This window comes from Salipiger sp. 1_MG-2023, from assembly GCF_030547555.1.
Lineage (GTDB): Bacteria > Pseudomonadota > Alphaproteobacteria > Rhodobacterales > Rhodobacteraceae > Salipiger.
Window position 1 is genome coordinate 52,345 of sequence record NZ_JAUOQN010000016.1, and the last position, 22,440, is coordinate 74,784.

Consider the following 22,440-nt stretch of genomic DNA (forward strand, 5'->3'; position numbering starts at 1 on the left):
ACAGGGGATCTGGACGATCAAGGTTTTCGACCAAGGGCGCAGCGCGCTGAAATCCAGCGCCAACCAATCAAACTGCGCCAACTTCGGCAGGCTTGCCCCCCTATCTGACGTATGCGGCACAGGGAGACCGGGCAACACCCCGAGGCTTCTCCCGCTCAGGGCTGAAACGTTCGACTGGATTGTTCGTGGTATCGCTCTGCGAGCAAGACCATATCGAAGTCAAACCACACCAAGAACGAACCGCACATTCGACGTGAGCGTTATGTGTGGACTAGGTCGTTGTGCGATTACGGCGAAAGCAGGTCTTCGGCATGAAGCCGGACTAACCTGAGGAATTTGAGAGGCGAATCCTTCATCGCCGGTGTGCAGCGATGCTCCGCTCATGTGGGAAAACTCATGTTTTCGGCCCAGGGGTTACGTCCGGCCCAAAAGTTGCGTGCGGCTTTTCAGGCATTTGGCTGTTTCGCGCCACGGTATCGGTCTTAGGGCCAAGCAAGAGAAAAACTCATACATGGCCGCGTTTTTGTCGTTTGTCGGGGGGCTTCCGGCTTTCTAGGCTCGATACATGCCCCGAGTGCCCGGCCCAGCCAGCCATGCGCCGGGGCCGGAGTTTCAGACCGGAAGGAGGCGCGGATCGTGCCGCAAGACACCCCCCAGAACAAGCCGATCCGTCTCGCTATTGCGGGGCTTGGCGCCATAGGTTTCGGCGTTGTCGCCGCGGTGCAATCGGGCCGTCTGCCCGGTTTTGAAATCGGCGCGGTGTCTGCCCGTGATCAGGCCGCAGCGCGCGCGCGCCTTGCCGAAATCGCCCCGGACGTGCCCGTGGTGGCCATCGACGAACTCGAGCCGCTTGCCGATATGGTGGTGGAATGCGCCCCCGCCGCGCTGTTCGAGCAGATCGTCGGCCCCTTTGTCTGCGCGGGGAAAAAGGCGGTCGTGCTGTCTGTGGGCGCCATTCTGGGGGCCGAACATCTGGTGACGCTGGCCGCCGACAATGGCGGGCAGATCATCGCCCCTTCGGGCGCACTGCTGGCGCTTGATGCCGTGACTGCCGCCGCCGAGGGCAACATCGAGTCGGTCAGGATGATCACCCGCAAGCCGGTGAGCGGCCTGCTTGGCGCGCCATATCTGGCTGAGCACGGCATCGATATCGCCGCCGCCACCGGCCCTATCCGGGTGTTCAGCGGCAGCGCCCGCGACGCGGCGCGCGGCTTTCCGGCAAATCTCAACGTTGGGGCGGCGCTGGCCCTGTCGGGGATCGGTCCCGACCGCACCACGATCGAGATCTGGGCCGACCCGGCGCTGAGCCGCAACACCCATACCATCGAGGTGGTGGCCGACAGCGCCAGCTTCTCGATGTCGATCGAAAACGTGCCCAGCGCGAACCCCAAGACCGGGCGCATCACCGCGCTGTCGGTGATCGCGACATTGCGCAAGATGACGGCCCCACTGCGCCTCGGCACCTGAGGACCGGCGGCAAGACGATCAAGAAAACCAAGCAAAGACTTGAGACTAACAGGGACCACAGACCATGACATTTCCTTCTTCGCTCACCTATCCCGCAGCAGCCCTAGCCAGCCTGTTCGCCCTTGGCGCCTCACCGTTGCTGGCGCAATCGGTCTCGATGACCGTCGAGGCCAGCGCCATTCCGGCCTTTGTCGCCGAGGATCGCGGCTTTTTCGGCGACCTTGACGTCGAGGTTTCCAAGGTCGGCTATGATCAGGTGCAGGCGCTGCTTGTTGCGGGCGACACCGACATCGCGTGGATGTCACCAATCGAGACCGTGCAGTTCGTCACCGAAGGGTCGGACTTTCGCTATTTTTCCACCGCTGGCGCGCAGAACATGTACAACGGCATCGTGGTGCGCGCCGATGAGGCAGAGCAATACCCCGACGTTCTGAGCCTCAAGGGCAAGACGCTTGGCATGCCGGGCTTTGGCACTGGCACTTGGGCGAGCTTTCGCGCCTTTACCCGCGCCTTTTACGACATCGAAGATCCGACCGAGTATTTCGACGTTGTGACCGCCTCGTCCGGCGCGCTTCTGGCGATGGTCGAACAGGGGCGCGTCGATGCCGCCCTGCTGTTTTCCGGCTCATCGGCTGCGGCGCGCGCCTTGCCGGAATTCAAGACCGTGTTCTCGTTCACCGAGGCGATGGAGGCCGCGACCGGCCAGCCGCTGGTGATCAACGGGGCGGTGGCCACGGGCACATGGCTCGACGAAAACCCGCAAACCGCCGCGACGATTGTCTCGGGGCTGGACGAGGCCACCGCATGGATCGTGGCCAACCCGCAAGCCTTTGCCTCGGGCGGCGAATACGAACAACTGGCGCAGGATGCCGGCTGGCTGGCCGGGCCGGAAACCGTGGATTCGGTGCTCGGCCTGATCGAACAGGGGCGCTGGTATCTCACATCCGAGGATTACACGCAGGACTGGATCGATGCGATCCTCGCCCTGCTTGAAGACGGCGCCTTTGTCGAGGAGCTGCCCGCGCAGGACGCAGCATTCCTTGCCCCCGGCGCCCTGACGGTTGCCGAGTGAGGTGGCCCGGATCACGCTGGCGTAAACCATGACCGAACTTACCCGATCCAGAAGGCTGATGCTGAATGCCGCGCCCGTTGCGGTCGGCATCGGCCTGTGGTGGGCGATCACGACATTCGTGCTCGTCCAGCCACGGCTTTTCCCACCCCCGCAGAACGTGCTGGGCGAGCTGGCGCGCATCCTGTCCAACGACGGGCCGCTGGGATCGACCTATGCCCATGCCGGTGCCACCCTGTCGCGTCTGCTTGTCGCTTGGGCGATTTCATTTGTCGTCGGAACCCTGCTTGGCGTGCTGGCGGGGCGCAAGCGGCTGGTTCTGGACTTCATGGCCAACCCGGTCTGGATCGCCATGTCGGTGCCCTCGGTGGTCTGGGTCTTCATCCTGCTGGTGCTGTTCGGCATCGACAATATCGTGCCGGTCTCGGCGCTTGTGCTGCTGCTGTCGGCGCCGGTGTTTCTGGGCACCGCCGAAGGGGTGCGGGCGATATCCAAAGACCTTCTGGAGATGTGCGACAGCTACCACGTCCGGGGCTGGCAGCGCCTGACCGACTTCTACCTGCCCGCCATTGCGTCTTACATGGTGGCCAACGCCCGCGTGTCCTTTGCCTATGGCATCCGCATCGTGCTGATCGCCGAAGTGATCGGCCTGCCCAACGGCGTGGGCATTCTTGTGGCCTACTGGTCCGACACGCTGTTCATGGCCCCGATCATCGCGTGGGGCATTATGCTCACCGCCGTGGGAATGGCCGTCGACCTGCTGATCTTTGGCCCGCTTCAGCGCCGGATCCGACAGGAAAGCGAGTTGTCCCGATGACGCTGCACAACCCAAGGCTTTGCCAGATGACCCCCAAGGTTTCCCTCGACAACATCGACCTGTCCTTCCCCGATGCCAGCCGTCCCGATGGGCGCAAGGTAATCTACGAAGATTTCTCGCTGCAAATCGAAAAGGGCAGCTTTACCGTGCTGCTGGGCCCCTCGGGCTGCGGCAAGTCCACGTTGCTGAATATCATCAACGGGTTGCTGAGCCCCGACAAGGCCGGTGGCATCGTCATCGACGGAACGGACCTGCGCGCCAAGCCGGATCTGTCGCGCCAGATGGCCTATGTCTTTCAGGGGCCGCGCCTGCTGCGCTGGAAGACCCTCGCCGAGAATGCAGAATTCGGTTTGCGCGGTCTTGGCGTTCAGCCCCGCGAGCGCTGGAAAGAGCTGATCGACAAGTATTTTCACGCGGTCGGCCTTGGGGATGCGCAGCACCTTTACCCGCATCAGGTCTCGGGCGGGATGCGCCAGCGCGCCTCGATCGTGCGGGCTTGGGTGAACGAGCCGCAGATCCTGCTGATGGACGAGCCGTTCAGCCATCTGGACGAGATCACCGCCGCCGAGATGCGCCGGTTGCTGACCAGCCTGTGGACCTCGGAAGAAGAGCGCCGCACCATTGTTTTCGTCACGCATGACATATCGGAGGCGGCGCAGCTTGCCACCGACATCATCATGCTGACCCCCGCCCCATCCACGATCTGCCTGCGCCGTAAGGTCGATCTGCCATGGCCGCGCCGGATGGACAGCGACGAGGTGATCGGCGTGGAAAAGCAACTGCGCCACGCCTTCGCGGAACGCGCCGGGATCGGGTTCTGAACCGCATGGCCCGTTTTGATACCCCCGCCGCGCTGGCGCAGATCGCCTCGATCGTCACCATTCTGGCGGTCTGGGCGCTTGCCGCCGTCATCGTCGATATGCGCGCCCTGCCCGGGCCTTGGCTGGTGTTTGGCACGCTGGGCGAGCTGATCTTCAGCGGCCGGGCGTTCGGACCGCTGGGCGAGACGCTGGGCCGCACCCTTGCCGGCTTTGGCCTCGGCATGGTGCTGGGCACTGGCTATGGCATCGCCGCGGCGCTGTCGCGCACCTTCCGCGAGCTGACGCTGTGGCTGTTGCAAATCTCGATCTTCACGCCGACGCTGATCCTTATCTTCCTGTTCCTGATCTCGTTCGGGCGGACCAACTTCACCGTGATCCTGCTGGTCGGGCTTGTGGTGATGCCGGTGGTCGGCACCTACGTTCGCGATGCGATGGGCGATTTCGAGGACGAGCTGACCGAGATGGCGGACTCGTTCAAGATCGGCCTGCGCGAGCGGGTGACGGGCATGTACCTGCCCTTTCTGGTACCGCCGCTGCTGGCCGCCGGGCGCGTCGCCTTCACCCTGTCGTGGAAGGTTGCCTTCCTGTCCGAGATCTTTGGCTTTCCCAACGGCATCGGCTGGCAGGTCAAGACAGGCTATGACATCTACAACATCCAGCTTCTGCTGGCGTGGCTGATGCTGTTCGTCTTCGTGCTGCTGATTGCCGAGCAGTTGATGAGGCTGGCACAACGCCGCTTTGTCAAATGGTAGGCCGCGCCCGGCCCGATCAAAGCCGCCCTGAATGACCTTGCCCCTGTTCCACCCGGTCTGCCACGTCGATGACTGCGGCGGCGTTGCCGGAAAAGCTGCTGTCCGGGCCGTATCGGCCGCCATGCTTGCCGGGGGCGGACCCCGTAGCGCCATTGCAGCGGCCCTGCCGGGGCATCGGATCTGCGCCCACGATGCAATCGACGCCGCCACGATCATCGAAGCGGCGCAGGGCCACTGAGTCACGCCACCTTGCCGCCAATGCTGCTTTCTTGGGCAACGCCCTGTCGGCTGCGCCCGGGACACCGCCCAAGACAGCGCGCATGTCTTGAGCCTGCCTGTCCGCGCCGCCTAGCCTGCGCCGATCATCGGCGGACCAAGGGGTTTTTCCATGCGGCGCAGACTGCCTTCGCTGAATGCCCTCCGGGCGTTCGAAGCCACCGCGCGCACCCTGAGCTTCACCGCCGCCGCCGCCGAACTGAATGTCACGCAGGGTGCCGTTTCGCGCCACGTCCGGGCGCTCGAGGCCGAAATCGGGGTCGAGCTGTTCATCCGAAGCGTGCGCCGCATCGACCTGACCCATGAAGGGCATGTGCTGCTGAGCGGCGTGCGCAGCGCGCTCGACCAGCTTGAACAGAGCGTCGGGCGGGTTGATCGGCGCACAGCTGGCGGGGTGCTCACGATCAGCGCCTTGCCCACCTTCGCGATGAACTGGCTGATGCCGCGCCTCGAAGATTTTTCCTCGGCGAACCCGGCCATCGAGGTGCATCTGCTGACCGGTATCGGAGCGGTGGATTTCTCGCGCGAGGATACCGATCTTGCGATCCGCGTCGGCAACCTCGGCGATGACGATGCTCCCACCAACGCCGCGCGCATCGACCTGAAGATGACCGAGCGGCAGGAAGGCTGGCGCGCCCATCGCCTGATGGCAGATGAGCTGGTGCCCGTGGGCATCGCCTCCGTGATGCGGGGGGTCACGTCGCCCGGCGATCTGCTGAAGAAGCGGTTGCTGCATATGGCCACGCGGGCCAATGCCTGGCCGGACTATCTCGAAGCGTCCGGGCTGGCCCATGAGGTCGCCCACGACGGGCCGAGGTTCGGTCATTACTTCATGGTGATCGAGGCGGTCCGGCGCGGCGACGGCATCGCTGTGGTGCCCAAGGTTCTGGTCGAAGACGATCTTGCCTCGGGCCGGCTGGTCACCCTGTGCAATGATCCGGTGCGCAGCGCGGGCAGCTACTACCTGCTGTGCCGCGATCACCAGTGGCACCTGCCGGTCATCAAGGCGTTCCGGAGCTGGATCAGCGACAAGGCAAGGCTATACGCCGCCGCCAACCACGCGACTGAGCCCGCAAGCCTGCTAAAACTGTAAGCCGCGCCGCGGGCGCGTCATGGCTGGCAATCGGGGAAACGGCGTCGCGCGCCCCTGTCTGGTTCGCAAGCAATGGTCTGGTATCGCGCCACCTTCGGTGTGTCCATCGACGCCGATGGCCCCCCTCTGGTTGCTTTCGTCTTTCATTCCGCCAGAGCCTCGGCTGTGACTTCTCAGCGGGCATTTCCCGGCGCCAAGCCCCACAAACCGCAGTCAGGACTCATCGAGCATGGGGAGCTCTAGCCGGAAGATCGTCGTTCTGCCCTTGCTGGTGACCGACAGACGCCCGCTATGGGCCTGCGCGATCGACGAGGCGATGTGCAAGCCAAGCCCAAGCCCGGCGCTTCCGGTTTCGCTGCCGCGCCGGAACGGCTGGAACAGCACGTCCCGCACCTCTGGCGGAATGGTCTCTCCTTCGTTCTCGACCTCGATGACAGCCCCCTTGTCGTGGCATCGTCCTGTAAGCCGAATTGCCGTGCCCGCTGCGCCATAAGTCATCGCATTGGAGAGGAGGTTCGAGATCGCCTGCCCGATCCGGGCCGGATCGCAACTGACCGGGCGCGTGAAATCGAGATCGAGGACAACCTCGCGATCCGGCGCCACGAGACGGATTTCGTCGACCACTTGTGTCAGAGCCTCTGTCAAGGAGGCATCCGGCTTGGCCGAGACGCTGATTCCGCCGCCCAGCCGGGACTTGGCGTGCAGCATGATGTTGTCGATCAATTCGTTCATCCGGCGCAGCGACGCAAGCATGAGGGCAAGCAGATCACGCCCGCGACCGGTCAGCGGCTCTTTGTCCAGCTGTCGGACCCCTGCCCCAAGCGCCGCAACCGGGTTTCGAAGGTCATGACCGAGGATCGCCACGAACTCTTCTTGAAGCTGCAGAAGCCTGCGTTCGTGCTGAACCATAAGTTCCTGTGCTTCCAGCCTTTCCTCGGTCTCCAAACTGCGCCCGATGAGTTCCGCGAACATCTTGAGCATGGCAACGGCGCGCGGGCTTTTCACATCCTTCGGCTCGGTATCGATCGCGCAAAGAGTCCCGAAGAAACTGCCGTCGCTGCGGTAGATGGGCACAGAGGCATAGCTGACGATGCCAAACGCCGCGGCAATGGGGTGGTCCTGATAGTCAGGATCGCTCGCCACATCGTTGAAGATGACCATTTCGGCGGTGTCGCGAACGCTCTGGCAAAAGGTCGACTCGATGGCGATCTCATCGCCTTCGGCAATCCCGAACCTGATCTCATCGACTGTGCGGCAGGCAACCCACCGGTCCGCCGTGACGCGCGCAACGCCAGCAAAACGCATGTTCGTCGCAAGCATGACGGTTTCAAGGATGGTCCCCACAAGATCGCTCGCCGAGAGCCGCTCGATATCGGACTGAAAGTCGTGCGTTCCGGCCAAAAACGCCGCGTGATCCTGCAAAACGCTATGCGTATCTTGTTCGTTCATTGGTATCACCTTGGAAACTATGGTCCCGCCGAGGTAATTAGCCTCAGCCTAACCGCAGAGCGCGGGAATGTTTAGACGCAGTGTCACATCTGAGCCCGGTGGAAAAGCTGCAACAACGCCGACAAAGCCGCTCTTCGGGATCTCGCGACGGCAAAAGGGCCATGCCCGACGCAGCCGCTCCCGGCTCACCCCTGCCAGAGGCACGGGCGCGGCACGGGCCAGACCCAGCCCTTTCGGGTGCGATCGCCCGCGCTGCTGCGACCGGCATCGTCGCATCTCGTGATGTCTATGTGGCTGCCCTCATATCTGACCGGTTGAAGAGCATTTTCTGACGTCGATTCACAAGTCGTCTTTACACGATCCTCTCGCCGATCAGGCTGGTTCAAGCGCGCCCGGCGATGGGCGCGTTTCCTGCCGCATCCGTCAATGCACGGCTAAATGTAAGACACCATCGTGATTGGTGACGGTATCGCGGTATAGGCCGCCTCGACTTTGCTCGTGCGACGCGGCCAATCGGCGGCTGTGATCGGGCGGCGAAGATCCCGGCCCCCTGTCGGAGAGTACCTGCCACAAAAGGGCGTGGTGGCATCGAAGTTATGCCCGTGGAACGACGTCGCCCTTGTTGTCGCGGTCCTCCATGGGGAGGTCGTTCAGTATCTGCACGGCCTTGGCCCGCAGGTTAGCATTGGAGAAGCCCGGCCGCGCGTCCATCATATGGGTGCCGCAGAAGGAGCCTGCTTCGCCGATCTGGCGCAGGAGGGGGAAGACGTGCTCGTCGACGAGACGCATCAAACCGCACGTTTCAAAGTGCTGGAAGCGGCACCAGCGGAGGTTGTCGTAGGGATCGCCCTTGTCGTCGGTGCTTTCCTGGAAAATGCGGCGGGCCATCGGGCGGCCAAGGTCTTCAGCCACGCGCCCGTGCGCGGTGTGCAGGTCATCGAGCCGTTTGATGAACACAAGGCTGGTGAGCCGTTCGAGGCATTGTTGCGGAACTCTGTCTGCGAAGGATCCAGATTGTGAATCCATGCGGTTAGACGAGGTGCATGGGCAAGTCTGCACTCGCCCACTACCGAACGACAGACTAGTCCAGCTAAACGGCGTCGCTTCGCAAGCGCGGCTCGCTGCCGATCCACTGCCCGGCAGCACATGCCTACATGTGTGAGAGGCTGGCTGGAAATGGGGATGATCTGGCTCGCGCCGCATGACGGCAGCCCCGCGCGCCCCGCGGTGTTATGGGATGCGGCGATCCGGTTCCGTCTGACGATCAAGGTCCCGTTCAGGCTATTGCTCCGGCAAACCACCGGGATGGTTGCCAGCCTGCTGAAGTTGGCGAGCCTGGACTGGGCGGTGCCGGACGAAACGACCTTGCGCCGTCCGCAGAGTGAGTTGGGACCGTGGCCCGAGTGGGGTCACGTAAGCCCACCGAACGCTCGCCGTTCAAATTCCAAATCGGCGCGCCGATGGCCCCTTGAACCTGCTGGTCCCCTTATCGGGCATTGATGTGCAATACCCTGTCGTGCAGCGGATGGCGCGTATGACACGCGTCGCTGCCAAGCCGCTATCATTGACCGTCAGGCCTCGCCGATCATCCTTATCCGCATAAACGGTCGGTCGTCGAAAGAGGACTGCCCGGCCCCGGCGGCCATCAACTGAAACAAACCTCTTCGCGCAACCCGGCACTATCGCAGGGCGTTCTGGAACCCCTCTCGGCAGCATCCTGCGGATGCGCCTGCTGGGCAGTGGATGGACCGCATACCATGTTCGAAGCCGGGTCGAGGCGAAAATGCGCTGCCTCAAGGCCTTCGGCGAGCGCAGCGCCGCAAGATATCCGGACCGACAAACCGCCGAAATCCACATCCGCATCCGCCTCAATACACTCGGCACCGCTGAGATCGTCCGCGTAGCACGACGCAGACGGGGAAAGGGGCATCAGGCCTCAAGCATGAGTTACGCAACAACGCCGCTGTTCGATGACGGCGAGGAGATTTGACACCCCGCCGGACCAGAAAGCGTTCCAGATCTGATCGACCCGGGAACGGATGGAGCCTGTGCGCCTCGGATTGATTTCGCCGGACCGTACCCGGGGCGCGAAGGAAGGTGCAACCTGTCGCATGCGCTCGGCCTACCCCGACACCACCCGATTCGTCATGGAACGCGCTGGGCGATGCATAAAGGTGCGTTCAAGCGCTTGTCGTTTGGAGGGTTCTTTGGCGGGTATAGCCGACAGACATCAAATTTTCTAAATAAAATCAAGGGCTATTGGCGGAGGCTCAGGGATTCGAACCCTGGGGACGCTCTCACGCCCAACGGTTTTCAAGACCGCCGCATTCGACCACTCTGCCAAACCTCCGGTCTGACGGCCAATACCCCCGTTCACGCGATTCTGAAAGCACCCCCGTGCGGAAACTCTGCCGATCACGCAAAGCGGTCTTTTCATGCGGCAATCCAGCCGCTACTCTGCGGCGCAGCGCCGAAACCTGCGGGCATTCTCTGTGATCTGCTGACCGCGATCAGGGCGGATCGGACTCGCGGGCGGATCGGAATCGCGGGCGGATCGGAATCGCGGGCGGATCGGAATCGCAATCGGGCCAGCAGGTCCGGGCAGAAAACAGGGCATGAAGACCCGCAAGACAGGCAAGGGACGAAGCATGGGCAAGGTGATTTCCTCTCGGCGGGCCAGATCGCGCCGGCTGGTCTTTGTGATCGCGGGGCTGACGACTCTCGCCGCCTGCGACGACATGAAGGTTCCCGGTTTCATGCAGCAAAAACCCAGCACCGTGGCCGCGGAGGAGACCGCGGCGCGCGCCGGGACCACCGCCGAACGCGATATCGAAGCACCTGAGATCTTTCATGCCACCGAGGCCGGGCTCTGGGATGGGCGCCCGTCGCTGGGCGGTGTCTGGGTGGCGCATCCCGACGTCAAGGACCCCGAGCGGGTCATCATCCGCAACCAGACCAACGGCCAGTTCGTCATTGGCGCGCTGTTCCGCCGCGAGCGTCAATCGCCCGGCCCGCGCCTTCAGGTATCTTCGGATGCCGCCGCCGCGCTTGAAATGCTGGCCGGTGCGCCGACCAACCTCGACGTGATCGCGCTGCGCCGCGAACTGGTCGAAGTCGCCCCCGCGCCTGCGGAAAAAACCGCCTCGGTGCCCGAGGCGACAGAGGTCACCGAAACGACGCTTGACCCGGTGGCCGGTGCCGCCTCTGCCGCGATCGACGCGGCGCCTGCGGCGGCGCCCTCACCGACGCCAGAGGCCGCCAAACCCGCGTCCAAGCCCGCCTCGACGCTGGACAAGCCCTTCCTTCAGATCGGCATCTTCAGTATTGAACAGAACGCCGACAACACTGCCACCGCCATGCGCCAGCAGGGCATGGTGCCGACGGTGCGCAAGCAGGAAAGCTCGGGCAAGACCTTCTGGCGGGTGATCGTGGGCCCGGCCCAATCCGCATCGGAACGCGATGCCCTGCTCAAGAAAATCAAGGCCGCCGGCTTCACCGACGCCTACGCCGTCAGCAACTGACCAGACCGGGCGGCCCCTGCCCGGCAGACGAGGACGACATCAGATGACCCTTTCGCGCCCGTTTCGCAGGCTGTTCGCCGCCTCCGCCCTTGCGCTTGTCGCTGCGCAAGCCAGCGCTTTTGACACCTCGGCCCGCGCCGCGTTCGTGCTCGATTACACCACCGGCACGGTGCTGATGGCCAAGAACGCCGACGAGTCGCTGCCGCCGGCATCGATGTCAAAACTGATGACGCTGTACATGGCGTTCGAGGCGATCCGCGACGGGCGGCTGTCGCTCGACGAGACCCTGCCGGTCAGCCAGCACGCCATGTCCTATGGCGGCTCGACGATGTTTCTCAACACGCAAGACCGGCCCCGCGTCGAAGATCTGCTGCGCGGCATCATCGTGCTGTCGGGCAATGATGCCTGCGCCGTGATCGCCGAGGCGCTCAGCCCCGATGGCACCGAATCCGGTTTTGCCGATCTGATGACCCGCCGCGCCCAGCAGCTTGGCATGACCGGATCGCAATTTGCCAATGCCAGCGGCTGGCCAGACCCCAACCAGCGCATGTCGATGCGCGATCTGACGCTGCTGGCGAGCCATATCATCGAGGATTTCCCGCAGTTCTACCCGATCTTCTCGGAAAAGACCTTTGCCTTCGACGGGCGCGCGCCATCGAACATTCACAACCGCAACCCGCTGCTCAAGCTCGATATCGGGGCCGACGGGCTCAAAACCGGGCACACCTCCGAGGCGGGCTATGGCCTTGTCGGATCGGCCAAGCAGGACGGGCGCCGGGTTGTGTTCGCCATCACCGGGCTCGAGAGCGAGCGCGGCCGCGCCGAGCAGAGTGAATCCATCGTCAACTGGGCCTTCCGCCAGTTCGCCGAACGCACATTGCTGAAGAAAGACACCGAGCTGACCCGCGCCGATGTCTGGCTCGGCGCGCAGGACAGCGTCGCGCTGGTCGCAAAAGAAGACGTGACGCTGCTGGTGCCGGTCACCCCCGGCACGCGGCTTGACGCCGAGGTGGTCTACACCGGCCCGCTCCGGGCACCGATTTCCGCCGGGCAGCAACTGGCGGAACTGATCATCCGCCCCGAAGGCCTGCCCGAACACCGGGTGCCGCTGTTTGCGGCGCATGAGGTCAACAGCGGCGGCTTCGGCAAGCGCATGATGACCGTCAGCCAGGTGCTGCTGGGCCGCATTCAGGAAACCGGTCCCGAAACCGGAGAGGCAATGTGACGACGCGCCCCGGGCTGTTCGTCAGCTTCGAAGGCATAGACGGCTCTGGCAAGTCCACCCAGGCGCGGCGTCTGGCCGATCATCTGCGTACCGAGGGGCGCGAGGTGGTCCTGACGCGCGAGCCGGGCGGCTCTGCCGGGGCCGAAGAAATCCGCGCGCTGGTGCTTCAGGGCGAGCCGGATCGCTGGTCGGCAGAGACCGAGCTGCTGCTGTTCACCGCCGCCCGCCGCGATCATCTCGAACGCACCATCCGACCGGCGCTGGCCCGCGGCGCCATCGTGATCTGCGATCGGTTCGCCGACAGCACGCGAATGTATCAGGGCCTGTCACGGGGCGATCTGCGCGCTGCGGTCGACACGCTGCATGCGCTGATGATCGGCGTCGAGCCGGACCTGACGCTGCTGATCGACATGGACCCGGCCGCCGCGCTCACCCGCGCCAAGGCCCGTGCCACCGCCGAGGAACGCTTCGAGGATTTTGGCCTGCCGCTTCAGGAACGGATGCGCGCGGGCTTCCTTGCGCTGGCGCGTGATTTTCCCGACCGCATCACCGTGATCGACGGCAACCGCGCCCCCGATGCGGTGGCCAAAGACATCGCGGATACCCTGAAAGCCCATACATGAGCGATCCCGATCTTCCCCAGCCAGATCAGGTCGACGGCGCTCCGCATCCGCGCGAAACCGCACGGCTCTTCGGGCAGGATAACGCCGAGGCCACCTTTCTAAAGGCCTACAGCGCCGGTCGGCTGCATCACGGCTGGCTGCTCACCGGCGCCAAGGGGCTTGGCAAGGCGACTCTGGCATGGCGCATCGCGCGCTTCCTGCTGGCAACGCCGCCCGATGCCGGCGACGGGCTGTTCGGTGCACCTCCGCCCCCCACAACGCTCGACATTTCCCCGGATCACCCGGTCGCGCGCCGGATGCTGGCGCTGTCCGAACCCGGCCTGTTCCTGCTGCGCCGCGGCTGGGACGACAAGGCCAAACGCCTGCGCACCCAGCTTACCATCGAAGAGGTGCGCAAGCTCAAAGGCTTCTTCAGCCTGTCCGCCGCAGATGGCGGGCGCCGCGTGGTCATTGTCGATGCAATGGACGAGCTGAACACCAACGCCGCCAATGCCATCCTGAAACTGCTCGAAGAACCGCCTGCCAATACCACGCTGCTGATGGTCGCCCACCAGCCCTCGCGCCTGCTGCCCACGATCCGCTCGCGCTGCCGCGAGCTGCGCCTCGCCCCGCTCGACGCCGAAGACATGGCCCGCGCCCTCGGTCAGGCCGGGGCGGAGCTGCGCAGCGATGACGCGCAAGCGCTGGCCGCGCTGTCCTCAGGCTCGGTCGGGGCGGCGATACGGCTGCTGAACCACGACGGGCTGCGGCTCTACGCCGATCTCGTGGCGCTGCTGGGAACCGCCCCGCGCCTCGACCGCCCGCGCGCCATCGCGCTTGGCGAAAGCACCGCCGGAAAGGGCAAAGAAGCACGGCTCGATCTTGCGCTCTCCCTGACCGACACGCTGATGGCCCGGCTGGTCCGCACTGGCGTCACCGGCCTGCCCCCCGCGCCCGAAGCCGCCCCGCACGAGGCCGAAATCCTCGCCCGCCTCGCGCCGAACCCGCACAGCGCGCGCCGTTGGGCCGATCTGGCCCAACACGCCGGAGACCGCGCCCGCCACGCCCGCGCCGTCAACGTCGACCCCGCCGCGCTGGTCCTTGATCTCGTGCTGCAACTGGCTCGCGCCGCCTGATCCGATCACCGCACCCAGTCTTCTTGCCGCGCCCAGTCTTCTTCTGGCCTCAAATATCCCGGGGGGAGCGCATCGCGCGGGGGGCAGCGCCCCCGACTTCGCTCTCCTGCCGCGGCAACGCCCTGAGCCAAAGCGCCGCCTGCCGCAGATCCGCCTCAAAACCTGCCTCCGCCGCGCCGCGCTGCGCGTCGGGCAAGCGCAGCAAATAAGACGGATGCCATGTCAGCAGCACCGGGGTACCATCCTCCAGCCGCTCAACGCTGCCCCGCCGCTCACCAAGCCGCGCTCGGCTGCCGGTCAGGCTCTCCGCCGCGGTGCCCCCCATGGCAAGGATCAGCGCCGGGCGCAGCCGCTCGCGTTCCAGATCCAGCCACCAGCGACATTGCTGGATTTCGCCAGCGTTCGGCGCCTGATGCAACCGCCGCCGCCCGCGCGGAGTGAACTTGAAATGCTTCACTGCGTTTGTCACGTAGGCTTGCTCGCGCCGCAACCCCACCCGCGCTGCCACCGCGCCGAACAATTGACCAGCCGGGCCGACAAAGGGGCGCCCCTGCAAATCCTCCTGATCGCCCGGTTGCTCGCCGACGATCATCAGCCGCGCATCGGGCGGCCCTTCGCCGGGCACTGCCTGCGTTGCGCCATCCCACAACGGACAACGCCGGCAGCCGTGCAGTGCCTCGACAAATCCATCGCGCCCCACCGGAACCGCCGCCGCCCGCGCAAGGATGCGCTCTGCCCGCAGCGGCGGCAGCGTGGGCGCAGCCCGCGCCATCTCTTCGGCGCGGGCCTGCGCCCCGGCGATCAGCTCGGGGATCAGCGCCGCCTCTGGCAGGTTGCGCCAATATTTCAGCGGCATCTCTGCCTGCATCGCCTTTACCTTCAGTCGCGCCGGATTGAAGATGTTGCGGAAATAGGTGCGCCAGAGGTCCTCGGCCGCGTCCTCGCCGATCTCGGGGCGCCCCACCGCAGGCGCAAACCGCAGCGACCCGGCCTCGAAATGCGCCGACAGGTCGGGGGTGAAAATCGACCAGTCCATATCACCGAACCGGTTGGCAAAGAACGGCGCGGCCAGTTCAAGGATCGGGTGCGTTGGTTCGAACCATGCGGCAAAGCGGCGGCGATTTGCCCCCAGCGCATCGATCTCGCGAAAGCGCACAAAGGCCGTCATCTTGTGCCGGTCGCGGCTGACGTCCTTGGCCATCTTGCGCAGCCGGTCAACGCGGGCATCGCCGCGATCCTCCAGAAGATGTCGCTCACCCCGAAGCGCCCAGAGCAGCGCATAAAGCCGCGCGAAGCGCTCAGGATCGCGGTGCCAGACCACCAGCCGGGCAAGCTCGACAAAGCCCTTTGATACGCTCACCGGCGCCCCCTCCGGCGTTGGCAGCGGCTCGGAGAACAAGTCCGCCTCGGGCTCGCCGCGCGACCAGAGCACCGCTTCGGGCGGCACGCCCGCCCCCAGCAACGCCCGCGCTTCGTTGCGCCACGCATCAAAGGTGCCGATCTCGGGCAGGCAGACCCGGCGCATCAGATCAGCTGCAACTGCTGGGGCGGCGGTGCAAAGCGCGCCCGCAGATCCTGCGCATCAAGGCCGCGCGGGTGCCAGTCCAACGCCGTCAGGAAAGGCCGTGCCTGTTTCAGGCCCACCCCCATGCGCCGCAGATCCTCGTAGCGCAGCGTCCGGTGCCGGCGCGTCGCCAGAATGCGCTGGGTGCTCTTGGTGCCGACGCCGGGAATACGCAGCAGCAGCTCGCGTTCAGCCCGGTTCACATCCACCGGAAAGCGGTGCCGGTTGGCCAGCGCCCATGCCAGCTTCGGGTCGATCTCCAGATCGAGGTTACCATCCGGCGCGGCCTCGGTGATCTCGGCCAGATCGAAGCCATAAAACCGCAGCAGCCAATCCGCCTGATACAGCCGATGCTCGCGCATCAGTGGCGGGCGGACCAGCGGCAATGCCGCGCTGCTGTCGGGGATCGGCGAGAAAGCCGAATAATACACGCGCCGCAGCTCATAACCGGAATAAAGCCGGGTCGAGGTCCTGAGGATCTGCGCATCATTCGCCCCATCCGCCCCGACGATCATCTGCGTCGATTGCCCGGCGGGGGCAAAGCGCGGCGGGCGCTTGCCGGTAAAGCTGGCGTCCTTGCGCTCTTCGCGCTTGAGCCGCACGTCGGCCATCGCCTTGCGGATCTGCGCAGGTTTCTTTTCCGGCGCATAGCGGCTCACCGATGCATCGGTCGGCAGTTCGACATTGATCGACAGGCGGTCGGCATAAAGCCCCGCCTGTTCGATCAGCATCGGGTCGGCGTCCGGGATGGTCTTGAGATGGATGTAGCCGCGAAAGTGATGCTCGCATCGCAAGCTGCGCGCGATGCGCACCATATCGGCCATGGTCTCATCGGGGCTGCGGATGATGCCCGAGGACAGGAACAGCCCTTCGATATAATTGCGCCGGTAGAATTCCAGCGTCAGATGGACCACCTCTTCGGGGCTGAACCGCGCCCGCTGCACGTTCGAGCTGACGCGATTCACGCAATAGGCACAGTCATAAATGCAGAAGTTGGTCATCAGGATCTTGAGCAGGCTGATGCAGCGCCCGTCCGGCGTGTAGGCATGGCAGATGCCAGAGCCGGTGGTCGAGCCAAGCCCCTTGCCATCCCGCGAATTGCGTTTCTGCCCGCCGCTGGACGCGCAGGAGGCATCGTATTTTGCCGCGTCCGATAGAATCGCGAGCTTTTCATCAAGGGTCAATCCAGCCATGTCGTTCATGATATGTTCTCATAAGGGCACCGGCAAGCCCTGCTCCCCTTTTCTTGAACGGCTCGGCGGGGTAGGACAGGGCATGAGCCGCTTCCTGATCCTGCAACTGCGCCCCGAACCCGAGGCCAGCGACAATGAATTCGCCGCCTTTCTGTCGAAGGCCGGGCTGGACACCGGCGATGTTCACCGCATTCGGCTGGATTGCGAAGACCTGCCCGCCGGGCTTGACCCGCGCGATTATGCCGGGGTGATCGTGGGCGGCGGGCCGGGCTGCGTGTCGGACGCACCGCAGGAAAAATCGCCGATGGAAGCGCGGATCGAGGCCGCCTGCCTGTCGCTGATGCCAGCCATCACGGCGCAGGATGTGCCCTTTCTTGGCTGCTGCTATGGCATCGGCATTCTGGGCGCGCATCTTGGCGCCCGCGTCGCCAAGAGCCGCTATGGCGAGCCGGTCGGTGCAGTGCGCTGCACCCTCACGCCGGACGGCGCCAGCGATCCGCTACTGGCCGGGCTGCCGGAGAGCTTTGACGCCTTTGTCGGCCACAAGGAAGCGCTGGAAGAGCTGGTGCCGGGATTGGTCCAGCTGGTGAGCGGCACCGCCTGCCCCTTCCAGATGGTGCGCTACGGCGCCAATGTCTACGCGACACAATTCCATCCCGAGGCCGACGCACAGGGCTTTGAAACCCGGATCCGCATCTACCGCAACAAGGGCTATTTCCCGCCCGAGGATGCCGAGCGCCTGGTGCGCGAATGCCGCTCTGCCGACGTGGTCTGGCCCGAGCGTATTCTGGAAAATTTCGTGCAGCGCTTCGGCAAGGCCTAGAATTTCAGCAGAAATCCCCGCGCGCCCTTACGGCACCAAGGGCCAGATCAGCGGAACGATCAGCGCCGTCAGCACACCGACCGACACATTCAGCGGCACGCCCACCCGCAGGAAGTCGGAAAACCGGTAGCCTCCGGGCCCATAAACCAGTGTGTTGGTCTGGTAGCCGATGGGCGTTGCGAAGCTGCAAGAGGCAGCCACCATCACCGCCACCACCAGCGGGCGCGGATCGATGCCCAGCTCCTGCGCGAGGCTGATGGCGATCGGCGTGACCACCACCGCAACGGCATTGTTGCTCACCGTTTCGGTCAGCACCGAGGTCAGCAGGAACACCGCCCAGATCAGCAGCGGCCCCGGCAGGGTTTGCATGAAAGGCGCCACCGCGCCGACGATCAGCTCGACCGCACCAGAGCTTTGCAGCGCCGCGCCAATGGCGAGCATGGCAAAGATCAGCGCCAGCAGCTGGCCTTCGACAAAGGAAAACGCCTCATCCGCATCGATGCAGCGCGCCAGAAGCACCACCGCCACCGCGATCACCGAGAGCGCCAGAATTGGCGCCACCCCAAGCGCGGCAAGGATCACGATCCCGGCCATGGCTCCGATGGCGATCGGCGCATGGCCACGGCGGAACGCCCGCGCCGAGGGGTGCGACACGTCCACCAGTTCCATCTCTTCGGCGAGCCGCTTGATGTCTTCGGGGGCGCCTTCCAGCAGCAACGTGTCCCCGACCCGCACCACTAGATCGTCAAGCTTGCGCCCGATGTTCTGGTTCCGCCGATGCACCGCCAGCGGGTAGACGCCATAGCGACGCCGCAGACGCAGCGCCCCGAGCGAGCGGCCAACCATCTTGCAGCCCGGTGTGATCAGCACCTCGACCGTGGTCGTCTCCTTGGCCGAGATCTGATTGACCCGCTTCAGCGACTTGTTGCGTTGCAGGCTGAGCAGTTCGGTCATCTGGGTGCGCAGAACCACGCGATCGCCAACCTCAAGCGTCACCTGCTGCAAGTCGCGGCGCAGCGACTGATCGCCGCGCACCACATCGACCAGCCGCACCCCGTCGCGCTTGAACAGCTGCACACCCAGCACCTCGCGCCCCACAAGGTTGCTTTCCGGCGGGATCACCGCCTCGGTAAAAAATTTCATCCGCGAGCGATCCGACAGCATGCCCGCCATCGACACCCGCTCGGGCAGCAGGAACCGCCCGGCAACCGCCAGATACAGCATCCCCCAGGCCGCAAGGATCACCGCCAGCGGCGTCACCTCGAAAATCCCGAACGGGGCCAGCCCGGCGCTGCGCGCAACGCCATCCACCAACAGGTTGGTCGAGGTGCCGATCAGCGTCGTCGTACCACCAAGGATCGCCGCATAGCTAAGCGGAATCAGCAGCTTGGACGGCTGCACCCCGAGCACGTGCGAAATCTGCACAAAGATCGGCAGCATCATCACCACAACGGGTGTATTGTTCATGAAGGCCGAGGCGAGGATCACCACCAGCATGATCAAAGCCACCGCCCGTCGCGGCCGCTGCGCCACCTGCGTCTGGGCATAGCTGGCAAAGGCATCCAGCGCCCCGGTGCGCACCATCGCCCCCATCACGATGAACATCGCGGTGATCGTCCACGGCGCCGGGTTCGACAACACCGACAGCGCCGCGTCATAGGGCAGAACCCCAAGCGCCAGCAGCACGGCAACGCCCCCGACAGCCACCACCTCTGTCGGATATATCTCGCGCACGAAAAGGATGAACATCGCCACGACAGTGGCAATCGCTACCCAAGCCTGTGTCGTCTGACCGAGGTCCATGAACTGCATGTCGGTTTGGTCCGTCCCTGTTCAACCCGCCGCATACTGACGACCTCGCGGCCCCGGCGCAAGCACGCCGCGCGCCCGGCTCAGCGGGCTTCGGGACCGCTTTGTTCAAGCCTGCCGCCCTGACGGACCATCTTGACGCAGGTTGCCTTGCCGGTCCGGTCATCCGTCTCGATGTAAAGTCCGCTCAGCGTTGCCTCGCCAAGCGCGGGCTGAAAACGGCCCTTGGCCATGCCGGTGATGAAACGGCGCATGGGTTCGGCCTTGTCCATGCCGATGACGCTGTCGTAATCGCCGCACATGCCCGCATCCGACAGAAACCCGGTGCCGCCCGGCAGCACCTGCGCATCCCCGGTCGGTACATGGGTATGCGTGCCCACCACCATGCTGGCCCGCCCGTCGCAGAAATGGCCCATCGCCATTTTCTCCGAGGTCGCCTCGCAATGCACATCCACAAGGATCGCCTGCGCCTGCCCGCCCAGCGGATGACGCCGCAACACCTCGTCCATCGCCGAGAACGGATCGTCGAAGGGCCGCTTCATGAACACCTGCCCCAGCACCTGTGTCACCAGCACCTTGCGCCCGCGCCGGTCGCTGAACAGCCCGGCGCCGCGCCCCGGCGCCTGCTTGGCGAAATTCAGCGGACGGATCACCCGCGGCTCGCTTTCGATAAAGCTCAGCATGTCCTTCTGATCGAAGGCATGATCGCCCAGCGTCACCACGTCGGCCCCAGCGTTCAGGATGCCGCGGGCATGCTCGCCCGTCAGCCCCATTCCGTTCGAGGCATTTTCGCCGTTCACCACGACGAAATCCAGATTCCATTCGTCGCGCAGCCGCGGCAGATTTCCCGCGATGGCGTCGCGCCCGGCGCGCCCCATCACGTCTCCAAGAAACAGTAATCTCATGGGGCTCTGCCTTAGTCGGGCGCGGCGCGAAAGCAAAGAGCCATCTTTGCCGCAGCCCGTGCTTTGCACCAAAGGCTCAGCGGCAGCTCATGGCCCGGTCCACACCTGCCGCGCTATAAGGCGCAAGGCGGCGCGCGATCAGCTCTCCCTGCACCAGCCGGATGGCGCGGATATCTCCCCAGTCGCCACTGGGCACCACCATCTCTGGCCCGTCGCCGCAATCGCGCAGCCCGCCTTCGATGTGATCCCAGCCGATCCGGTGGTTGGAATAACCGCGCTGACGCGCCACTTCGCCCATTTCCGTGGACATCGGATCGTAGCGGATGACCCGCAGGACCTTGGCCAGATGCGGGCGATCGACATAGGCAATCTCGACATGGCCGTCGCCGTCCAGATCACCGACCCCGACAGGCGCCACCCAGCGATGGGCTTGCCCGACATATGGCCCGGCGGCAAGCAACCCACCATCGCCCCAAAGCGTGATGCGTGCGCCAAGCCTCAGATCGCTCTGCACGACCAGAATGGCGGTCTGCGTCCCCAGATCGACCAGACGCGGCGCGATATCCTCGAACACGGCGCTGGGGGGCAGTTGCACGACGATCTCGGCTCCGCTGAGCCGCAGGATCCGCATCTCGCCCCATTCCGCCTCGCCGCCCAGCACATCATGACCATATCGCGTCACCGGCAGCGCGAACCGCGCCCCGACAACCGGATCCTGCGCCGCGGCAGCCCCCGCCAGCCACAGGCACAACGGCAGCAACGCGCCGCGAGCCAGACCGCGCAACCCGCGCGGCCGATGTCGCGGCGCCCGGCTCAGATCTGTTTTTCCGGCATCTGGACGACAAGACCGTCCAGCGCATCGCTCACCTTGACCTGACAGGTCAGCCGCGAGCGGGCCGGATCGGGTTGAAAGGCGAAATCCAGCATGTCCTCTTCCATGTCATCCTTGGCGGGCAGCTTTTCGACCCAGTCGGGATGGACATAGACATGGCAGGTGGAACAGGCGCAGGCGCCGCCACAATCGGCATCAATGCCCGGAATGTTGTTGTCCCGAGCGCCTTCCATGACGGTCATCCCGGTGGCGACCTCGACGACGTGCTCGGTGCCGTTGTGCTCGATATAGGTGATCTTCGCCATGACACGCGTTCCTTCTGGCAGTCCTGATGTTGCAGTGCTGCGCATGTTCCTAGTCAGCCCGCCTGCGATACGCCAGCCCCCGCCATGCGCTTGGCCCAAATTTCTCGAAAACCACAGCGCGCGCTGCTCATCCCGTGGGCCGCTTTCCCCCATGGGGCAAACCCGCTAACCTGCCGCCAAAGCGCCCATTCCGAAGGCCTAAGCATGATCCGCCCGCCATTCCTTGCCGCCCTGCTGGCGTCGTGCCTTGTCGCCTGCACCGGCGCGATGCCCGATGACAACCCATGGCCAGACATCGACGCCCCCCGCCCCGAGCGGCTTGCCGATGGCACTTGCCAAGCGCGCGAGGTCACGCCGGCGGTCTATGAACATGTGATGGGCGAAGTGCAGGTGGTGCAGGCCGAGATCGCCGAGGATGGCACCGTCCTGCGCCCGCCGATTTATCGGCGCGCCCCGGTGCCGCGCGTCGTCACGCCCCGCGAAGAGCTGATCTTCGCCAGCCCCTGCCCCGAGGATTTCACCACCGACTTCGTCTCGACGTTGCAACGCGCACTGGCCGCGCGCGGCGTGTTCCACGGGCCGGTGAGCGGCATGCTCGATGCGCCGACCACCGCCGCAATCCGCACATGGCAAACCGAACGCGGATTGCCCAGCGGCCAGCTGTCGCTGGAAACCGCACGCTTTCTCGGCATCATCGCAACCCCGATCGACCAGATCGAACCGGCCTGATCGATATGGTCTGATCGAATTGGCCTGAACCCGCCGTCCCTTCCGGGCGGTC

General features: G+C 64.9%; 21 protein-coding genes, 1 tRNA gene and 1 pseudogene. 14 read left to right on the forward strand and 9 right to left on the reverse strand.

From position 1 onward, the window contains the following. The first annotated feature begins 636 nt into the window (after positions 1–636). From Q4543_RS09995 to Q4543_RS10025, 7 genes are all read left to right on the forward strand, one after another. Positions 637–1,467, forward strand: coding sequence for an aspartate dehydrogenase (locus Q4543_RS09995; RefSeq protein WP_303437817.1), 831 nt, complete (start codon positions 637–639; stop codon positions 1,465–1,467). A 64-nt stretch (positions 1,468–1,531) separates the two neighbouring features. Further along, entirely contained in the window at positions 1,532–2,539 is a 1,008-nt protein-coding gene (locus tag Q4543_RS10000; RefSeq protein WP_303437818.1) for an ABC transporter substrate-binding protein, read from the forward strand. A 28-nt stretch (positions 2,540–2,567) separates the two neighbouring features. Next, positions 2,568–3,353, forward strand: a complete 786-nt coding sequence (locus Q4543_RS10005; RefSeq protein ID WP_303437820.1) for an ABC transporter permease — start codon at positions 2,568–2,570, stop codon at positions 3,351–3,353. Positions 3,354–3,379: 26 nt separating this feature from the next. After that, on the forward strand, positions 3,380–4,174 hold the full coding sequence (locus Q4543_RS10010; RefSeq protein ID WP_303437823.1) for an ABC transporter ATP-binding protein: 795 nt from the start codon (positions 3,380–3,382) through the stop codon (positions 4,172–4,174). Between the two features lie 5 nt (positions 4,175–4,179). Further along, the gene (locus tag Q4543_RS10015) at positions 4,180–4,926 is read left to right on the forward strand and encodes an ABC transporter permease (RefSeq protein WP_303437824.1); all 747 of its coding nucleotides are present in this window, start codon (positions 4,180–4,182) and stop codon (positions 4,924–4,926) included. A 31-nt stretch (positions 4,927–4,957) separates the two neighbouring features. Beyond that, positions 4,958–5,164 (forward strand): hypothetical protein, encoded by a 207-nt coding sequence (locus Q4543_RS10020; RefSeq protein ID WP_303437826.1) that lies wholly within the window; start codon positions 4,958–4,960, stop codon positions 5,162–5,164. A 150-nt stretch (positions 5,165–5,314) separates the two neighbouring features. Further along, positions 5,315–6,295, forward strand: a complete 981-nt coding sequence (locus Q4543_RS10025) for a LysR substrate-binding domain-containing protein (RefSeq protein ID WP_303437828.1) — start codon at positions 5,315–5,317, stop codon at positions 6,293–6,295. Between the two features lie 213 nt (positions 6,296–6,508). On the opposite strand, the gene Q4543_RS10030 is transcribed toward Q4543_RS10025, so the two are convergent. Together Q4543_RS10030 and Q4543_RS10035 are read right to left on the reverse strand one after the other, a co-directional pair. After that, positions 6,509–7,744 carry a GAF domain-containing sensor histidine kinase gene (locus Q4543_RS10030; protein WP_303437831.1) on the reverse strand — a complete coding sequence of 412 codons (1,236 nt, stop codon included), beginning with the start codon at positions 7,742–7,744 and terminating at the stop codon, positions 6,509–6,511. Positions 7,745–8,338: 594 nt separating this feature from the next. Further along, positions 8,339–8,770 (reverse strand): hypothetical protein, encoded by a 432-nt coding sequence (locus Q4543_RS10035; protein WP_303437833.1) that lies wholly within the window; start codon positions 8,768–8,770, stop codon positions 8,339–8,341. Between the two features lie 17 nt (positions 8,771–8,787). On the opposite strand from Q4543_RS10035, the pseudogene Q4543_RS10040 reads away from it, so the two are divergent. Further along, positions 8,788–9,734 (forward strand): annotated as a pseudogene (locus Q4543_RS10040) (transposase). A gap of 270 nt (positions 9,735–10,004) precedes the next feature. Here Q4543_RS10040 and Q4543_RS10045 read toward each other — a convergent pair. Next, a tRNA-Ser gene (locus Q4543_RS10045) sits at positions 10,005–10,094 on the reverse strand. 298 nt (positions 10,095–10,392) lie between these two features. Here Q4543_RS10045 and Q4543_RS10050 point away from each other — a divergent pair. From Q4543_RS10050 to Q4543_RS10065, 4 genes are read left to right on the forward strand one after another with little or no spacing between them, the layout of a single operon-like run. After that, entirely contained in the window at positions 10,393–11,265 is an 873-nt protein-coding gene (locus Q4543_RS10050) for an SPOR domain-containing protein (protein ID WP_303437884.1), read from the forward strand. A 43-nt stretch (positions 11,266–11,308) separates the two neighbouring features. Further along, positions 11,309–12,490: a D-alanyl-D-alanine carboxypeptidase family protein gene (locus Q4543_RS10055; protein ID WP_303437835.1), complete on the forward strand. Its 1,182-nt coding sequence runs from the start codon at positions 11,309–11,311 to the stop codon at positions 12,488–12,490. Further along, positions 12,487–13,113 carry a dTMP kinase gene (gene tmk / locus Q4543_RS10060; protein ID WP_216002884.1) on the forward strand — a complete coding sequence of 209 codons (627 nt, stop codon included), beginning with the start codon at positions 12,487–12,489 and terminating at the stop codon, positions 13,111–13,113. The genes Q4543_RS10055 and tmk overlap by 4 nt, the downstream gene beginning before the upstream one ends. Beyond that, positions 13,110–14,228 carry a DNA polymerase III subunit delta' gene (locus Q4543_RS10065; protein ID WP_303437840.1) on the forward strand — a complete coding sequence of 373 codons (1,119 nt, stop codon included), beginning with the start codon at positions 13,110–13,112 and terminating at the stop codon, positions 14,226–14,228. Before tmk ends, Q4543_RS10065 begins: the two co-directional genes overlap by 4 nt. A 49-nt stretch (positions 14,229–14,277) precedes the next feature. On the opposite strand, the gene Q4543_RS10070 is transcribed toward Q4543_RS10065, so the two are convergent. Both Q4543_RS10070 and Q4543_RS10075 read right to left on the reverse strand, forming a co-directional pair. Next, entirely contained in the window at positions 14,278–15,753 is a 1,476-nt protein-coding gene (locus Q4543_RS10070; RefSeq protein ID WP_303437842.1) for a UdgX family uracil-DNA binding protein, read from the reverse strand. Beyond that, positions 15,753–16,985 (reverse strand): putative DNA modification/repair radical SAM protein, encoded by a 1,233-nt coding sequence (locus Q4543_RS10075; RefSeq protein ID WP_303437887.1) that lies wholly within the window; start codon positions 16,983–16,985, stop codon positions 15,753–15,755. Before Q4543_RS10075 ends, Q4543_RS10070 begins: the two co-directional genes overlap by 1 nt. Positions 16,986–17,067: 82 nt before the next feature. On the opposite strand from Q4543_RS10075, the gene Q4543_RS10080 reads away from it, so the two are divergent. Continuing rightward, on the forward strand, positions 17,068–17,808 hold the full coding sequence (locus tag Q4543_RS10080; RefSeq protein ID WP_303437846.1) for a glutamine amidotransferase: 741 nt from the start codon (positions 17,068–17,070) through the stop codon (positions 17,806–17,808). A gap of 27 nt (positions 17,809–17,835) precedes the next feature. Here the strand turns inward: Q4543_RS10080 and Q4543_RS10085 are convergent, their stop codons facing one another. The 4 genes from Q4543_RS10085 to Q4543_RS10100 form a co-directional block, all read right to left on the reverse strand. Continuing rightward, positions 17,836–19,620 (reverse strand): SLC13 family permease, encoded by a 1,785-nt coding sequence (locus tag Q4543_RS10085; protein ID WP_216002888.1) that lies wholly within the window; start codon positions 19,618–19,620, stop codon positions 17,836–17,838. A gap of 80 nt (positions 19,621–19,700) precedes the next feature. Continuing rightward, positions 19,701–20,522, reverse strand: a complete 822-nt coding sequence (locus tag Q4543_RS10090) for a TIGR00282 family metallophosphoesterase (protein WP_303437850.1) — start codon at positions 20,520–20,522, stop codon at positions 19,701–19,703. 76 nt (positions 20,523–20,598) lie between these two features. After that, positions 20,599–21,306: a VCBS repeat-containing protein gene (locus Q4543_RS10095; RefSeq protein WP_303437852.1), complete on the reverse strand. Its 708-nt coding sequence runs from the start codon at positions 21,304–21,306 to the stop codon at positions 20,599–20,601. Between the two features lie 29 nt (positions 21,307–21,335). Beyond that, positions 21,336–21,659: a 2Fe-2S iron-sulfur cluster-binding protein gene (locus tag Q4543_RS10100; protein ID WP_216002890.1), complete on the reverse strand. Its 324-nt coding sequence runs from the start codon at positions 21,657–21,659 to the stop codon at positions 21,336–21,338. Positions 21,660–21,863: 204 nt separating this feature from the next. Between Q4543_RS10100 and Q4543_RS10105 the strand changes: the two genes are divergently transcribed. Then, complete coding sequence (locus Q4543_RS10105; protein ID WP_216002891.1) at positions 21,864–22,388, forward strand: peptidoglycan-binding domain-containing protein; 525 nt, start codon at positions 21,864–21,866, stop codon at positions 22,386–22,388. The last annotated feature ends 52 nt before the right edge of the window (positions 22,389–22,440 follow it).

Coding starts and splice junctions, on each gene's coding strand:
- Q4543_RS10000 (WP_303437818.1), top strand. CDS start 1,532: ATGACATTTCCTTCTTCGCTCACCTATCCCGCAGCAGCCCTAGCCAGC.
- Q4543_RS10005 (WP_303437820.1), top strand. CDS start 2,568: ATGACCGAACTTACCCGATCCAGAAGGCTGATGCTGAATGCCGCGCCC.
- Q4543_RS10010 (WP_303437823.1), top strand. CDS start 3,380: ATGACCCCCAAGGTTTCCCTCGACAACATCGACCTGTCCTTCCCCGAT.
- Q4543_RS10015 (WP_303437824.1), top strand. CDS start 4,180: ATGGCCCGTTTTGATACCCCCGCCGCGCTGGCGCAGATCGCCTCGATC.
- Q4543_RS10020 (WP_303437826.1), top strand. CDS start 4,958: ATGACCTTGCCCCTGTTCCACCCGGTCTGCCACGTCGATGACTGCGGC.
- Q4543_RS10025 (WP_303437828.1), top strand. CDS start 5,315: ATGCGGCGCAGACTGCCTTCGCTGAATGCCCTCCGGGCGTTCGAAGCC.
- Q4543_RS10030 (WP_303437831.1), bottom strand. CDS start 7,744: ATGAACGAACAAGATACGCATAGCGTTTTGCAGGATCACGCGGCGTTT.
- Q4543_RS10035 (WP_303437833.1), bottom strand. CDS start 8,770: ATGGATTCACAATCTGGATCCTTCGCAGACAGAGTTCCGCAACAATGC.
- Q4543_RS10050 (WP_303437884.1), top strand. CDS start 10,393: ATGGGCAAGGTGATTTCCTCTCGGCGGGCCAGATCGCGCCGGCTGGTC.
- Q4543_RS10055 (WP_303437835.1), top strand. CDS start 11,309: ATGACCCTTTCGCGCCCGTTTCGCAGGCTGTTCGCCGCCTCCGCCCTT.
- Q4543_RS10065 (WP_303437840.1), top strand. CDS start 13,110: ATGAGCGATCCCGATCTTCCCCAGCCAGATCAGGTCGACGGCGCTCCG.
- Q4543_RS10070 (WP_303437842.1), bottom strand. CDS start 15,753: ATGCGCCGGGTCTGCCTGCCCGAGATCGGCACCTTTGATGCGTGGCGC.
- Q4543_RS10075 (WP_303437887.1), bottom strand. CDS start 16,985: ATGGCTGGATTGACCCTTGATGAAAAGCTCGCGATTCTATCGGACGCG.
- Q4543_RS10080 (WP_303437846.1), top strand. CDS start 17,068: ATGAGCCGCTTCCTGATCCTGCAACTGCGCCCCGAACCCGAGGCCAGC.
- Q4543_RS10085 (WP_216002888.1), bottom strand. CDS start 19,620: ATGCAGTTCATGGACCTCGGTCAGACGACACAGGCTTGGGTAGCGATT.
- Q4543_RS10090 (WP_303437850.1), bottom strand. CDS start 20,522: ATGAGATTACTGTTTCTTGGAGACGTGATGGGGCGCGCCGGGCGCGAC.
- Q4543_RS10100 (WP_216002890.1), bottom strand. CDS start 21,659: ATGGCGAAGATCACCTATATCGAGCACAACGGCACCGAGCACGTCGTC.
- Q4543_RS10105 (WP_216002891.1), top strand. CDS start 21,864: ATGATCCGCCCGCCATTCCTTGCCGCCCTGCTGGCGTCGTGCCTTGTC.